This window comes from Serratia sp. HNCC26DJ206, from assembly GCF_057180605.1.
The window spans coordinates 61,902-76,692 of sequence record NZ_JBXUGP010000017.1; the positions used below are offsets into that span (position 1 = coordinate 61,902).

Genomic DNA, 14,791 nt, shown 5'->3' on the forward strand with positions numbered 1-14,791 from the left:
TTGCCGATCATGGCAATGAGGAAAGTCGGGGCGTACAAACGCCTAATTCCAGCGAGTGTTAGGATGGCGTGAGGCTTGGCGATTTATATTGAAATAAATACGCAAACAGATGCAATACTCATGGCCTTTCCTGCGTTATTCTGTTTCTTCGAGTGAAGGAGAACAGAATAATGACTTATCAATCAACTCTCGCAGAGCCGCCAATGCTGCGTTTGCGCCCGGCGTTGCAGGGGGCGGTGGCGATCTTGCCGTTATGCCTGGCGGTGTTGCCCTGGGGGATCCTGGCGGGCTCAATGGCCATCCAGAGTGGCATGACGGGGGCCGAGGGGCTGGGGATGTCGGCGATTGTTTTTGCCGGGGCATCACAGTTGGTCGCTATGGGAATGATCAAGAGCGGAGCCGGTTTGCTGGCGATCCTGGTTTCCACCTTTTTTGTTACCGCCCAGCATTTCTTATATGGGTTACGCCTGCGCGAATGTATTGCTCCGTTGCCATTGAGATGGCGTGTCGCGCTGGCTTTTCTGCTGACCGATGAACTGTTTGCCCTGACCGGTAATCAGGGCCCAGCGCGCTTTAACCGCTGGTATGCGTTGGGAGCCGGGCTGGCGTTTTATCTGTGCTGGTTCTTTGCCACGCTGCTGGGGGTGGTTGCTGCCAGCAGCGTCAGCAATCTCGACAGCTACGGGCTTGATTTCTCGATCGCTGCCACCTTTATTGCCATTGTAGTGCCGATGATCCGTAACCTGCCGGTGCTCGCCTGCGTGCTGACGGCGCTGGTGCTGTCGATTGGCCTGCACCATTATCAGGTGCCGGGAGCGTTGATTATCACTACCGTGGCGGCCATGGTGGTTGGGCTGCTGTGCAGCAGGAGGCAGGCATGATTTGGCTGACCATTGTGCTGATGGGCGTGATCGTCTTTTTCAACCGTTATTGCTTTTTAGCGCCGAGCCTGCCAGTACGGTTATCGCAACGCATGAGAACTCTGCTGAGTTTTTCTGTACCTGCGGTGTTGACGGCTATTTGCGGGCCGATCATTGCTTTCAACGGTGATGAATGGCGGGCATTGCCAGAGAACCCTTATCTGTGGGCCGCGGTGTTCGCGGTTATTCTGGCTTTCTTCCTGCGTAATATGCTGGCAGTAGTGGTGCTGAGTATGCTGATGTTTACTCTGTTACGCGCTTTGTTCTAAATTCTATGCATCTGGCCCTGAGCCAGCCCATTACACCCTTGTGATCTGTAGGCCATAAACATGATTGAGATACAGCAATTGGATGCTAACGCAGCGCAAATCGCCATTCCTGAATTGGCTGAGATATTACACGCCAGCGTCTTACAGGGAGCCAGCATCGGCTTTGTACAACCCTTCAGCCTTGAGCAGGCGGCCGCTTTCTGGCTGCGTCTGCTGCCAGCGATCGAGTGTGGTGATCGGGTGATGTTAGTGGCACGCGAAGCAGGCCGGGTGGTCGGCACCGTCCAACTGTTGTTGGATATGCCGGATAATGGCCACCACCGGGCAGAGATCGCCAAATTGATGGTGCATCCGTATGCACGGCGTAAAGGGATTGCCCGCCAGTTAATGCAGCAGGCTGAGCGCTTGGCGATTGCCCATCAGCGGCAGCTGTTGGTGCTCGATACTCTGAGCGGCGATACGGCGGAAGGGATGTATCGCTCGCTGGGGTACCAACTGGCCGGCATGATCCCGCACTACGCCCGCGCCAGCAACGGCGCGTCACTGGAATCGACCAGCTATATGTATAAATTGCTGTGATACTGAAGGACAGGGAATGAACATTGAAGTGATCAGGGCCGATTACGGCAACCCGCAGCACGCAGAGTTAATTGTCGAACTGCTGGATCTTTATGCCCGTGATCCTATGGGTGGCGCGGAGCCGCTCAGTGACTATGCCCGCACCCATCTGGTGGCGGAGCTGGCAAAACGGCCGTTTGCCCTGACGCTGCTGGCGCTGGTTGATGGTCACGGAGCCGGGTTGGCCAACTGTTTTGAAGGTTTTTCCACCTTCAGTTGCCAACCGTTGCTGAATATTCACGATATGGCGGTTTCCTCCGAATTCCGTGGTTTGGGCATCAGCCAGCATTTGCTGACAGCGGTAGAGGCTGAGGCGCGCCAGCGTGGTTGCTGCAAGATCACGTTGGAAGTGCTGGAGGGGAATACTGTGGCGCAAGCCAGCTACCGTAAATTTGGTTTTGCCGGTTATCAATTACAGGAAGCAACAGGGCGTGCTTTATTCTGGCAAAAAACACTGCCATGAAAAAACCGGGCGCAGCAGCCCGGTGAAATAATTCAATAAAAGAATTTGCAGTGGTGGTTAGAGATTAAAACTGATAAGTCAGAGCTACGGCAATCACGTTATCCGTTTTCAGCCCCAGCTTATTGTCGCTATTGAGCCGATTGATTTTATAATCCACATAGGTGGACATATTTTTATTGAAGTAGTAATAGCTCCCGACATCAAAATATTTTACCAGATCGGTATCGCCGATATTTTCAATATCTTTAGCTTTGGACTGTACGTAAGCCAGTGACGGGCGCAGGCCAAAATCAAATTGATATTGGGCAACCAGTTCCACGTTCTGGGTTTTATTGGCAAAACCACTCACTTTGCTGGCGGCATTATTAATGGTCGCGGTACCTGAAATGGCCGTCAGATTATGAGTCTCGGCATAGTTGGCCGCCACATAAACGCTGTTGGCATCATACTTCAACCCGGTAGCCCAGATTTCAGCCTTTTCCCCCTTACCGTAACTGCTCAACTTCTGGCCTTCGGTTCGGTTAGAGGCCGCATAAGCGGCAGCAACGGTCAGGCCATCAATGATTTGATAGCTGGAAGATAAACCGAAGCCATCGCCATTGGCTTTGCTGAGGTTGTCGCTGCGATCGTTCTCGTTTTTCCCCTGATATTGCAGGGCAAATTTCAGGTCATCGACCATGCCAAAGAAGTTGTTGTTACGATAGGTAGCAACGCCGGTGGTTCGCCCGGTCATAAAGTTGTCGGTCTTGATAAACGAGTCTGCGCCAAACTCCGGCAGCACGTCGGTAAATGAGCCGACATCATAAATAACGCCGTAGTTACGGCCATAATCAAACGAGCCAAAATCTTTCATTTTCAGACCGGCAAAACCGAGGCGGGTTCTGGTGTCTCTTGTGCCATCAGCTTCGCTGTGGTTGGCCGCAATCTGATATTCCCACTGGCCATAGCCGGTCAGCAGATCGTTAATTTGTGTCGCACCTTTAAAACCGATACGGACGTAAGTTTTATCACCGTCGTTACCGGTATCATCAGAAAAATAATGCAGTGCTTTTACACGACCATAAAAATCAAGCTTATTGCCGTCTTTATTGTAGATTTCTGCTGCCTGTGCGGCCTGAGCAATTAAAAGTGCCGGAATAATAACGGCAAGAAGATTAGGTTTCATGGTTTTCCCTGCTTTATATGATTGAAAGATGCTTATCATCAGTTGTGTTACGGCTTTAATGTGCTGCCTGATCGTTCGCAACGCAGCATTTTTACCGTAGTTGTGTGATCTATTTATGACAGATTATTTATATCTGTATGGCAGGGGGAAATAACGCGTCGGGCGGTGTTTTTTTCATCGGATAAAAGGTGTTCTGGGCTATTCAGAAACCATCCCGTTTCTCTGAACGTTATCTGCTGAAAATCCCGATTTTCAACTTAGTCATCTGCGGTTAGTGTCAAGCAAAATCAATCGATAGGAGTAGATGATGCAACCTAACCAACATGCGGGTCAGCAGGCTTTCGGCGATATCGCCCCAAAACTGGCTCAACTCAGCGATAACGTGCTATTCGATGATATCTGGCAACGGCCACAGCTTGCGCCGCGCGAGCGTAGCCTGATTACGCTGGCAGCCTTAGTGGCGTTGAATCGCACCGAACAACTGCCGTTTCATTTGCAATTGGCACAGCGCAACGGTGTGAGCTTTGAACAGCTTGTCGAGCTAATCACACATCTGGCGTTTTATGCTGGGTGGCCCGTTGCCGCCAGCGCGATAGCGCGCCTGCGTGAGCTTGAGGAGTAATGTTATGCCTTTTACTCGTATTGCTTTACTCCGAGGCAAATCGCCGCAGTATCTGAAAACCTTGTCGGACTCCCTGCATCAGGCTTTGGTGGAAACCTTTGATGTCCCACCTGCCGATAAACTCCAGGCGATTGACCAGTATGAGTCAGGGGAGTTGATTTACGATCGTGATTACCTCGGCGGGCCCCGTTCCGTAGACTATATCTTGTTCTTTATCACCGCCGGTAAAGAGCGAGATGCTGCAACCAAGCAAGGATTCTATCAGCGGCTGGTGGCATTGTTGGCACAAAATCTTCAACTGCCCCCGGCTGATGTGATGGTGATCATCACCACTACTCAACTTGATGACTGGTCGTTTAGTGCGGGACGCTGCGTATTACTGGCTAGCCAGCCGTAACGGGGCGCGCTGGTTATTCTTGCACACGACTATTTCCTGAAATCCGAAAAACATCGTGCTACCCGAATAAAAGGAACTTGTCAGAATAGGTAGCATCCAACGCTATGATTCAGGCAATTGACGCTGCTATTTTGCAGATATACAGGAGTTTTTCCGTTATGAGCACGACAAATCGTTTATTGCTGGCGCTAGCTATGACCACCGTGATGGCTGCAAATACCGCTCAGGCAGCCGGGTTGATGGATACCCTCAACAGTGCCGCCAGCCAACTCGGCAAGTCTGGGGGCAGTGCTAACAGTGAGGGCATGTCCTTGTCTTCATTGACCGGGTTGCTTAACGGAGGGGATAAGGCGCTGAGCGCCGGTAGCATGACCAATGCGGCAGGGATCTTGCAATACTGCGTGAAAAACAACCTCCTTTCTGAGAGTGGCACCGAAACCGTAAAGGAGACGTTGCTTGGTAAACTGGGCATCACCAGCACGGCTAACGCGAAGAGTGAGGATTATCAGCAAGGCCTTGGCGGTTTGTTGAATACCGGTAACGGCAATAAACTGGATCTAAACAGCCTGAGTACCTCAAAAATCACCGAGAAAGTGAAGCAGAAAGCCTGCGATCTTGTGCTTAAACAGGGCAAATCCTTTATTTCCTAATCCACTCGGCGCGTGCCAACGTTCGGTTTCGCTGCCAAGGTGTTATCAGCGCGATAGTCATTGCCTCCGGGTTAAAGCAGTTTTAACTTGGGGGTATAGGCTGTTGCCTGCGATCCTGAACGACGTTTTTACCCATTATCCCTAGCATTGCCACGTATCGACATGGTGTCACTCTGGCATGAGCGGACCATAACGATCGTCAGCGTCTGAAAATTCATCTGTATGTCCAGGCTATGGTCGAAAGCCGTACTATGCTTGAGATATCGAGCCATCTAATTCAGCCTCTAAAGGCGTGATATATCACACAGCCTTTTGTATGTTTTCCACATTTAACATGGACTGATGATATGACGCATGCAGTAAAAGACACTAGAAAACGTTCGACCGAGCTTCTCGTACTGATTTGTTTTCTTGTGGCAGTGGTCGGTATGGGATCGGTGCTTGGCGTTTTAATCGGCCCCGATGTCTGGTATGCCAATCTGGTGAAACCCTCCTTTAACCCGCCTAATGCCCTATTTGCACCCGTTTGGACGTTACTCGATACCATGATTGCGGTTGCTGGCTGGCGGATCTGGCGGCTGGCATCCAAGAGTCTCGCAATGCTTTTATGGGTGATGCAAATGGCACTGAACTGGCTGTGGTCCCCCGTATTTTTCCTGGAACATCAGCCTGATAAGGCACTGACTATTATCTTGTTGTTGCTGATAACGGTGTTGCTTTTTATTATTCAGGCGAAAAAGCACGACAAAATAGCCTCATGGTTGTTTATTCCTTATGCGCTATGGGTTGGATTCGCCACGATCTTGAATGCAGCAATTTACTGGCTCAATTAAAAATATTTCCACTTTGGGAATTATCTCGGGTCTGGGGCATGGAGTGGGCGCTTGCCGAATAATTTACTTTAAAAAGAAAGACATCCTGCCCGCTTGCGGATCACCGGGGGAGGTGCCGTTATTTAAAGGGGCACGATATTCAGCTTATTCGAACCCAACTATGCTGATAATAAAAACATGTTCTTAAAAACAGTATTGACATACATGGAAAAGAACGTAGATTAATGTTCAACGGCGGCACATTAATGGTTCGCTGTTTATATGAAGAGTTTTAAAACGTGTTCCAATAGTTAATTTAGTGTTTTTTGCGATAAAGGCCACGAAACATTTTTTGTATGGGATAATTGCAGCTGAGTATAATTAACCTACTCACTCAATAATGTTCTAAGGCCATGGAGTCAGTATCGACGATCGCAGGGTGTGTACGATAACGCGATGATGTAAGGCTATGTTTTTTATGGTTCGTTGATGTTGCGATTTGTTAAAGAGATGTTGTAAAAATATCGCAACGAAAGTAAGGCCATGCATCAAAAGTTTTATATCGCGAGGGGGAATGTGCCAGTTTAACCTACTCTTTCTTTAGTTACCGTTCTGTGGTGAGTAGGAATTGTATCAATCAGCCAGTATATGGGAGGACGTAGTCAGTTTCTTAGTACCCAATATTATCTGTGATAAACGAGTGCATTTTAAGTAGTATCGAAAGTAGTACGAAGTCAATAAGTTGATTAATGTTAAAACTTAAATCTGTAGTACCTTAAAAGCCCTGACTGCAATGGTCGGGGCTTTTATCATTTATAGCTAAGCTGAACACCGTGTTCAGCGCATGCAGCTAAACCCTCCAGAGGGTTCATTTAGTGCGGGGCGCTGCGCATTGTTGGCAAGCCTGCCGTAACTTGGGCTGACGCAGCTGGCAGTCTGTGGGACAATAGCTCCATCATTTCGTTTAGATAAGAGTTGAATGGCGCTCTCCTCCGCAGTTAAAGATCAGATCGGCCAGTGGTACAAAGCCCTGCAACAACAAATACCGGACTTTATTTCCCGTGCCCCACAGCGGCAGATGATTGCCGAAGTAGCGAAAACCCTTGCCGGTGATTATCAACGCCATCTGGCGATCGAAGCCCCGACTGGCGTGGGTAAAACGCTCTCGTACCTGATTCCAGGCATTGCCGTTGGCCGTGCCGAGAGCAAACCGCTGGTGGTCAGCACCGCTAACGTGGCGTTGCAGGATCAGATCTACAGTAAAGATTTGCCGCTGTTGAAAAAGATCATCCCGGATCTGAAATTCACCGGTGCATTTGGCCGTGGGCGCTACGTTTGCCCGCGCAATCTGGCGGCGATGAGTACCGATGTGGCCGAGCAGGGCGATCTGATGCTGTATCTGGATGAGAATGAACTGGCACCGTCCAATGGTGAAGAGCAGGCGCTGTGCCAGAAGTTGTCGAAAGCGCTCAGCCGCCATGAATGGGATGGCCTGCGCGATCATTATCAGTTATCGATCGACGATCCGCTGTGGGCCAAACTGAGTACCGACAAGGCCAACTGTCTGGGCCGCAACTGCCATTACATCCGCGAATGCCCGTTTTATATTGCGCGTAAAGAAATCGAAACTGCCGATGTGGTGGTGGCTAACCATGCCCTGGTGATGGCGGCGCTGGAAACCGAGTCGGTGCTACCGAACCCGAAAGAGCTGTTGCTGGTGCTGGATGAAGGCCATCACCTGCCGGAAGTGGCGCGGGATGCGCTGGAGATGGAAGGGGAGATCACCGCGCTGTGGACCAATCTACAGCTCGATATGATCGTGCGCCAGGTGGAACAGTGCATGACGCAGTACCGGCCCAAAAATCCGCCAGGGCTGGCGAATAGTGAACGCTTGAAAAACCACTGCGAAGAATTGCGCGAGTTAATCCAGATTTTTGAGCACCAGGCTAACGCTTATTTACCGCCCGACAGCAGTAATGCCGAGCACCGTTTCGAAATGGGTGAACTGCCAGCCGAGATGGTCGAGATCTGCGCGCGCCTGTTTAAACTCACCGACGGGCTGCGTGGCCTGGCCGAATTTATCCTTAACGATCTCACCGAGCAAACCGGCAAGCACGATATCGTGCGTTTGCACCGTTCGATCATTCAGATGAGCCGCACGCTGGGCTATCTGGAGGCAATGAGCAAGCTGTGGCGGCTGGCGGCGCTGGATAAATCCTCCAACGCGCCAATCTCCAAGTGGGTGGCGCGTGAGCTGCGCGATAACGTCACGCATCTTTATCTGCACTGCGTGGGTATCCGCGTCAGCGATCAGTTGGAAAAACTGCTGTGGCGCAAAGTACCACACGTGGTGATCACCTCTGCCACCTTGCGATCGCTCAACAGCTTTGCGCGCCTGCAAGAGATGAGCGGATTGAGCGAGAAGGCGGGCGATCGCTTCGAAACTCTGGATTCGCCGTTTAACCATGTTGAACAAGGTAAGATCGTTATTCCCAAAATGCGCTTTGAACCGGCGATGGCCAACGAGGCCGAGCATCTGGAAGAGATGGCGCGTTTTTTCCGTGGAGAGCAGGCCAGCGGCAAGCATAAAGGGATGCTGATCCTGTTCAGCAGCCACCGGGCCATGCAGACCTTTTTGAGCTACGTGACCGACCTGCGCCTGATGCTACTCGTGCAGGGCGATCAGCCTCGTTATCGGCTGGTGGAGGAGCATCGCAAACGGGTGGAAAAAGGCACCGCCAGCGTGCTGGTAGGGTTGCAGTCGTTTGCTGAGGGGTTGGATCTGAAAGGGGAATTGCTGACTCAGGTACATATTCACAAGATCGCTTTCCCGCCGATTGACAGCCCGGTAATCCTCACCGAAGGGGAATGGCTTAAATCGCTTAACCGCTATCCATTTGAAGTACAAAGCCTGCCGAGCGCGTCGTTCAATCTGATCCAACAGGTGGGGCGATTGATTCGCAGCAATGAATGTCACGGGGAAATCGTGATTTACGATCGTCGCCTGCTGACCAAAAGCTACGGTTCGCGGCTGCTGGCGGCACTGCCGGTATTTCCGATCGAACAGCGCGACGTGCCGGAAGCCGATAAGGCGCATCTGGCGGCACTGAAGTCCGCCGCCAGTGCGGCGAAAAAAGAGAAAAAGGGCAAAAACCCGTTCGCCCGCCGCCGCACCCGCTGATCAGGTCGGGGGTGGTAAGCGGCGTTTTACCGGAGTAGTTTTCACGATCGAGGTGTTGCACTGTGCGCGTTCTGCCAGCCTATCCATCACCTGATCGAGCTTTTCCATCGATTGTGAAACCAGCCGGGCGAGAAAGCAGTCTTCGCCAGTGACTTTGTCGCACTCGATCACTTCTGGGATCTCTTGCAGCATCAGTTCCACTTTTTTCAACATGCCAGGTAAGGGTTTGATACGTACCAGTGACTGAAAAGCGTAGCCAAGTGTCTGTAGATTGACGTTCAGCGTATAGCCCTGAATCACACCGTTCTCTTCCAGCCGCCGTAGCCGTTCCGAGGTGCTGGCGCGGCAATAATTCTGCTGGCCGCTGCTGGGATGAATCTGTTGGGGGATGGGCGTGCGCGGCGGCTTAAATATGATAAGCCGTCAGTTGAGTCGTAGAAATAAGCCGCTTTGGTGCTTTGGTAAAAAACATAGCCCGGTTAATATTGGACTTTCGTTTTCCAGCTATATCATCTGCCAAGGTAAAATATGATTGACGCTCCCACATTGCTATTGTTTACGGGTGCCTGTTTGGCGCTGACGGTGACTCCTGGCCCGGATATGCTGCTGATCGCCTCTCGCAGCCTCAGCCAGGGGCAGCGTGCTGGTTTTGCATCGCTGGCGGGGATTCAGTTGGGGACTTATTGCCATGCGTTGGCGGCGGCGTTGGGCCTTTCGCAACTGTTTGTCGCTGTGCCGTTGGCCTATGATGCGCTACGTTTGTTGGGGGCGGCCTATCTGCTGTATTTGGCATGGAAAACACTGCGTTCGGGCAGTAACTTGCAGCTATCCGCTGGGTTACAGACCATTCCAGCAAGCCGGATCTTCCAGCAAGGGTTACTGACTAATATCCTCAATCCTAAAATGGCGCTGTTTGTGCTGGCGCTGTTTCCGCAGTTTATCGATCCACGGGCGGGTTCGGTGGTGGTTCAGATGCTGGTTCTGGCAACCCTTCTCAACCTAACGGGCTTGGTAGTCAACGGAGCGGTGATCGTGGCGGTTAGCAGGATGAAAAGCCGCTTTGCTGGCCAGCGATTCAGCGCCCGCTGGCCTAATTATCTGTTGGGCAGCGTTTTTGCCGGGCTGGCCTGCAAGCTGATTTTTGATAGCCGTAAATAATCGTTTTGTAGGTAAAAGTGGATTGATTCAGCGCCACGCCGTTTATTCTGGCGTGGCGCAATTGTTACCAGCCGCCGCCTCCACCGCCACCAGAACCGCCCCCTGACGATCCGCCGCCGGAAGACCCCGAACCACTGGAACCTGAGCTCGAACTCGAGCCTGAACGGCTGCTGGGGGTTGCCATAGAGGATGAACGGCAGGATTGGCTGAAGTGATGCACGTTATCCCAATCCGCATTGGCAAACACCTCCGACATGGCCCCGGTGCTGCTTAGGTATTGCGCGAAGGTATTTGCCCAGGTTTTACCCACATCGAGCGCCAGCGCATAAGGGAGCATACGTTCAAAGTGGGAAACCAGTTTGTCGGGCGGGTAAAGTGCCTGGTAGCGATGTTTTTCTGCCGCGCCAAGGTACAGTTTCAACCCTTGGGCCGTGGCTAAATGATTCAACCCTTGCTGCGTGTAACGCGGTACTGCACAGAAAAAGATCATGCAGAGCAGGACGGCGGCCAGCAGAGCACCAACGTACCCAGCAGGAAATTGCGTCAAAGGCAACATGCCAAACATGAAAATGCCACTAAAAAAGGTGGTGAAAGGCCCAAATGTCAGCGCTAGAAACAGCGGGATACCTCCCCAGGTATTCAATATTTTCCTCGGGCTAAATAAGAATCTCAGCGGTAAAGAAAGTAATGTCATACCTAATAACAAGAGCAATAAGGCTAGAATGGTGACTATTGCCACGCCAAGGTTGAATAGCGCGCCGCAGATAACAGGCACCAGCAGCATGAGGTATATGCCGTGCCGTAGAGGTTTAGCCCATTTATTGAATAACAGATCCCGCTGCTCTTTACAGCGTTGCTCCAACTCCTTACGGGCGTTCTGCATTGGCCGCTGATAGGCCTTGCTGAGATTAATGTTTTTGCGATTACTGATAAACAGCGTACTTAGCAACTTTTTGTCATTAGCATTTAACCGCTCGCTACTCTCTTCGGACTGTAGCGATAACCACTGTTCCTCCACAGTACGGCCTTTGGCAAACCAGAATCCTTTCGATTGAGTTTGTTTTACCTTAATAGCCACCGCGCGTTTAGCCACGAGGTTCAGCAGATCGCTACTGAAAGCAACGTCATCGTACTTATGCCGAGTGATATAGCGCAGATAACCCGGCGACATATCGGCAGGGAGTGCGTACAGCGGCACGATGGGCGGCATTTTCAGCCCGACGGCAGTCACATTCTTACGCCACCAAAGCAGGTAGTAACCGACCAGGAGAAACACTGGTATCCATAATGCGCTGGTTTTCGCAGTCGGTAACAACAAGTGCACCAACGGTGAAGCGGCTTCCGGTGCTGGCGCGCTGGCAAGAATGCTGCGTGGCCAGGTGTAGACGACGGTCAGCCCTTCGCCCTGTTTTAGCGGTTGCACGGTTCGCACGCTGCCATCGGGTAGGATCCGAGCATTTTGCCCTTTGGCACCTTGCATACCGGTATAGATATCAATGGATCGTAACCGCGTGTCTTTGCCTGCGCTGTTCAAAAATGCGCTGGCTTCGGGCAGTTCCAGATGAAAGCTGGCTTTAGTGATGGGATATGCCCAATCGTTGCCGGTCACGTTCCAGTAAAGCTCATCCCAATCGGGGAAACGGCTGAAGTGGTTACGAATTTGGTACTGGATCTCATAGTTGTAAATGCCGGGTTCCAAGAAATGTTCAGCATTACCAATGCGGACGGTGAGCGTTTTTCCTTCTTTAACCACGCTGAAAGGTTCGGCTACGCCATCGCGTAAGACGTTCTTGATCTGGTAGTCGACGCTGAAAATTTTACCGTCCTGCCGGTTCCAGCTTAACGGCAGCGTACGGAAAATCCCCCGGCGTATTTGTTGGCCCAGAGACAGCACTTTGATGCTTTCGCTCATCAGCATGCTGCCGTCGGCATTAAAACGCGCACGGGCATCGAACGATAGAATATGCTCGTAAGCACGCGCGAGGCCTGAGGAAGGCGGTGCCTTGCTCTCGCTTGCTGCGGCGACGCTGATGTCAATATCATTGCTTGCAGCCTGAATGCTCCCCGCAGCAAACACCCAAAACAGCCAGAAAAAGCGCAATGCTCTACTAAGCCAGCTTGCCATTCGGTTATTCCATCCGTGGTAACTTGGCATCTTCAGGGTCCTCAAGCTCAAAAAACGCGTCCACGTTAAAATTGAATGCGCGGGCCAGCAGTAAGCTTGGGAAAGATTCCACCAGAATATTGAAATCGCGCACCGTGCTGTTGAAGTAACGACGCGCCATCTGCAACTGTTCTTCTATTTCCGCGAGGGATTGTTGCAGAGAGAGGAAATTCTCGTTGGCCTTAAGCTCTGGGTAGGCTTCTGCCAGGGCAAAGATACGCCCCAGAGTGCCGGAATATTGCCGCTCGTTCTCGGCAATCTGGCGTGTGTTGCCCACCAGGTTGCTACGCTGGTGGGTGATTTCTTCCAGTAACTCTTTCTCGTGCTGGGCGTAGCGTTTAACCAGGCTCAACAGATTCGGCGCAAGATCGTGGCGGCGCTTGAGTTGCACCGCAATCCCGCTCCAGGCTTCATCTTTGAAACGGCGCAGCGAGATAAAGCGGTTATAGGTGATGATGACCCAGAGCACTACCGCAGCAATGACGGCTAAACCGATATAAATTTCCATTTTTTTCAATCCATATTTGGCAGAAGCAACATAATTCCTTGGAATATCTATGGATATTATCTCACTCGAGCATCTGCGGTAAATCGTGATACATATATAAAAACTCTCCTGATGATAAGGACGTTATCCGCTATGTATCAACCGGCCACATTCCGTGAAGACGATTTCGAAACCCAACTGGCATTAGTGCGTGCCAACCCGCTGGGGCTGTTAATCAGCTACGGTTCTCAGGGGCTGTTGGCGGATCCGGTGCCTTTTCTTGCCTATGTTGATCCGCAAGGGCAGGTGACACTGAGAGCCCATGTGGCACGCGCCAACCCTCATTGGCAGGCGCTGCAAACGGCGCAGGAGTGCCTGGTGGTGTTTCAAGGAGCAGAAGGTTATATCTCGCCGGGCTGGTATGAAAGCAAGCGCCAGAACGGCAAAGTGGTGCCAACCTGGAATTATGCTGCGGTGCAGATGTGGGGCGTGCCAAGGGTAACGGATGATCCGCTCTGGCTGCGCCAGCAGTTAGACGGGCTGACGAACTTACACGAAAGTAAACAGCCGGAACCCTGGAGCATTGACGATGCCCCTGCCAACTATATTGCTGGCCAGATGAAGGGTATCGTCGGGATTGAAATTGTTGTCACACGGCGAGAGGGCAAATGGAAAATGAGCCAGAATCGCAATGCCGAAGATGTCAGCGGTGTGATCGCCGGGCTGCGGGCAGGTGACAGCGCGCAACAGCAGTTGGCCGATGAGGTTGAGCGGTGTCGTGAATAAGTTATGCTATGGCGAAATGAATCAGCGGAACTGAATGATGGATTACACCAAAATTATCAAAGAAATCGGTCGTGGTAAGAATCATGCACGCGATCTGGATCAGGAAACCGCGTTTCAGCTTTATCAGGCGATGCTGGCGGGAGATGTTCCAGAATTGGAGTTGGGCGGCATACTGATCGCCATGCGTATCAAAGGAGAGGCCGAGGCTGAAATGCTCGGTTTCTATCAGGCGATGCAGCAGCGGGTGATGCGCTTGCAGAAGCCTCAAGGCCGCCCGATGCCGGTGGTGTTACCGAGCTACAATGGCGCGCGTAAACAGGCCAATCTAACCCCTTTGCTGGCTTTGTTGCTGGCTCGAGTAGGGTTACCGGTGGTGGTGCATGGCGTGCTGAATGACAATACGCGCGTCACCAGTGCGGAAATCTTCCGCCTGCTTGGCGTGCCGTGGTCTGAAGACTCTTGTCATGCACAGCAGCGGTTGGAGAGTGGTCAGCCGGTCTTTATCCCAATATCTGCGCTTTCTCCTCCAATGGAAGCCCAGCTTGATCTACGCTGGAGGATGGGCGTGCGTAATAGCGCCCACACCTTGGCTAAATTGGCCACGCCGTTTGCTGATGAAGACGTGCTGCGTCTTGCCAGCGTTTCACACCCGGAATACGTTGGGCGTGTGGCGTCGTTTTTCCGTCAGATCGGCGCGCGTGGCTTGCTGATGCAGGGTACGGAAGGTGAAGCCTACGCCAATCCACAGCGTGGCCCACAGATTCATTATATCGTTGATGGCGAGCAACGGATTCTGTTGGAGCGGCCGCAGCAGGATGTTCCGGTTGAGCTGCCTGCGGCTAAAGATGCGGAAACCACCGTACGCTGGATTGAACGTTGCCTGTCAGGTGAAGTGGCGATCCCAGAACCCATCTCCCGGCAGATCGCCTGTTGCCTGTTGGCAACCGGTGAAGTGAAGACCCTGGAGCAGGGGCTGGCCCGTCTGCGTTGAGAAAGTCTTTGCGCACCCAGTGCCGAAAAGTGAACTGAAACGGTATTGGTGGTGTTGCACGGTTTATCGGCAAGAAAACTTTAAAAACGCAGGTGTATAACTTTACAA

The 14,791-nt window shown here is 51.9% G+C and carries 15 protein-coding genes and 1 pseudogene; 12 read left to right on the forward strand and 4 right to left on the reverse strand.

From position 1 onward, the window contains the following. The first annotated feature begins 170 nt into the window (after positions 1–170). From AC2A1E_RS13005 to AC2A1E_RS13020, 4 genes are read left to right on the forward strand one after another with little or no spacing between them, the layout of a single operon-like run. The gene (locus tag AC2A1E_RS13005; protein WP_484384097.1) at positions 171–881 is read left to right on the forward strand and encodes an AzlC family ABC transporter permease; all 711 of its coding nucleotides are present in this window, start codon (positions 171–173) and stop codon (positions 879–881) included. Continuing rightward, entirely contained in the window at positions 878–1,189 is a 312-nt protein-coding gene (locus AC2A1E_RS13010) for an AzlD domain-containing protein (RefSeq protein WP_484384098.1), read from the forward strand. Before AC2A1E_RS13005 ends, AC2A1E_RS13010 begins: the two co-directional genes overlap by 4 nt. 60 nt (positions 1,190–1,249) lie before the next feature. Continuing rightward, positions 1,250–1,768, forward strand: a complete 519-nt coding sequence (locus AC2A1E_RS13015; protein ID WP_484384099.1) for an N-acetyltransferase family protein — start codon at positions 1,250–1,252, stop codon at positions 1,766–1,768. A 16-nt stretch (positions 1,769–1,784) separates the two neighbouring features. Next, on the forward strand, positions 1,785–2,270 hold the full coding sequence (locus tag AC2A1E_RS13020) for a GNAT family N-acetyltransferase (protein WP_484384100.1): 486 nt from the start codon (positions 1,785–1,787) through the stop codon (positions 2,268–2,270). 64 nt (positions 2,271–2,334) lie between these two features. Here the strand turns inward: AC2A1E_RS13020 and ompC are convergent, their stop codons facing one another. Beyond that, on the reverse strand, positions 2,335–3,435 hold the full coding sequence (ompC, locus tag AC2A1E_RS13025) for a porin OmpC (protein WP_484384101.1): 1,101 nt from the start codon (positions 3,433–3,435) through the stop codon (positions 2,335–2,337). 304 nt (positions 3,436–3,739) lie between these two features. On the opposite strand from ompC, the gene AC2A1E_RS13030 reads away from it, so the two are divergent. From AC2A1E_RS13030 to dinG, 5 genes are all read left to right on the forward strand, one after another. After that, entirely contained in the window at positions 3,740–4,057 is a 318-nt protein-coding gene (locus AC2A1E_RS13030; protein ID WP_484384102.1) for a carboxymuconolactone decarboxylase family protein, read from the forward strand. A 4-nt stretch (positions 4,058–4,061) separates the two neighbouring features. Continuing rightward, on the forward strand, positions 4,062–4,454 hold the full coding sequence (locus tag AC2A1E_RS13035) for a tautomerase family protein (RefSeq protein ID WP_484384103.1): 393 nt from the start codon (positions 4,062–4,064) through the stop codon (positions 4,452–4,454). Positions 4,455–4,612: 158 nt separating this feature from the next. Then, positions 4,613–5,104 carry a YjjA family protein gene (locus AC2A1E_RS13040; protein ID WP_484384104.1) on the forward strand — a complete coding sequence of 164 codons (492 nt, stop codon included), beginning with the start codon at positions 4,613–4,615 and terminating at the stop codon, positions 5,102–5,104. A gap of 347 nt (positions 5,105–5,451) precedes the next feature. After that, the gene (locus tag AC2A1E_RS13045; protein WP_484384105.1) at positions 5,452–5,937 is read left to right on the forward strand and encodes a TspO/MBR family protein; all 486 of its coding nucleotides are present in this window, start codon (positions 5,452–5,454) and stop codon (positions 5,935–5,937) included. A gap of 958 nt (positions 5,938–6,895) precedes the next feature. Further along, positions 6,896–9,097, forward strand: a complete 2,202-nt coding sequence (gene dinG, locus AC2A1E_RS13050) for an ATP-dependent DNA helicase DinG (RefSeq protein ID WP_484384106.1) — start codon at positions 6,896–6,898, stop codon at positions 9,095–9,097. Here dinG and AC2A1E_RS13055 read toward each other — a convergent pair. Further along, positions 9,098–9,436: pseudogene (locus AC2A1E_RS13055) on the reverse strand (Lrp/AsnC family transcriptional regulator); the annotation flags it as partial. A 189-nt stretch (positions 9,437–9,625) separates the two neighbouring features. On the opposite strand from AC2A1E_RS13055, the gene AC2A1E_RS13060 reads away from it, so the two are divergent. Next, a complete protein-coding gene (locus tag AC2A1E_RS13060; protein WP_484384107.1) occupies positions 9,626–10,255 on the forward strand; it encodes a LysE family translocator in 630 nt (209 codons plus the stop codon). 64 nt (positions 10,256–10,319) lie between these two features. Here AC2A1E_RS13060 and AC2A1E_RS13065 read toward each other — a convergent pair whose 3' ends face one another. Continuing rightward, entirely contained in the window at positions 10,320–12,380 is a 2,061-nt protein-coding gene (locus tag AC2A1E_RS13065; RefSeq protein WP_484384108.1) for a DUF2207 domain-containing protein, read from the reverse strand. Between the two features lie 4 nt (positions 12,381–12,384). After that, on the reverse strand, positions 12,385–12,927 hold the full coding sequence (locus AC2A1E_RS13070) for a LemA family protein (protein WP_484384109.1): 543 nt from the start codon (positions 12,925–12,927) through the stop codon (positions 12,385–12,387). A 132-nt stretch (positions 12,928–13,059) separates the two neighbouring features. On the opposite strand from AC2A1E_RS13070, the gene AC2A1E_RS13075 reads away from it, so the two are divergent. Further along, a complete protein-coding gene (locus AC2A1E_RS13075; protein ID WP_484384110.1) occupies positions 13,060–13,692 on the forward strand; it encodes an FMN-binding negative transcriptional regulator in 633 nt (210 codons plus the stop codon). 37 nt (positions 13,693–13,729) lie between these two features. Next, positions 13,730–14,683, forward strand: a complete 954-nt coding sequence (ybiB, locus tag AC2A1E_RS13080; RefSeq protein WP_484384148.1) for a DNA-binding protein YbiB — start codon at positions 13,730–13,732, stop codon at positions 14,681–14,683. Positions 14,684–14,791: the final 108 nt, after the last annotated feature.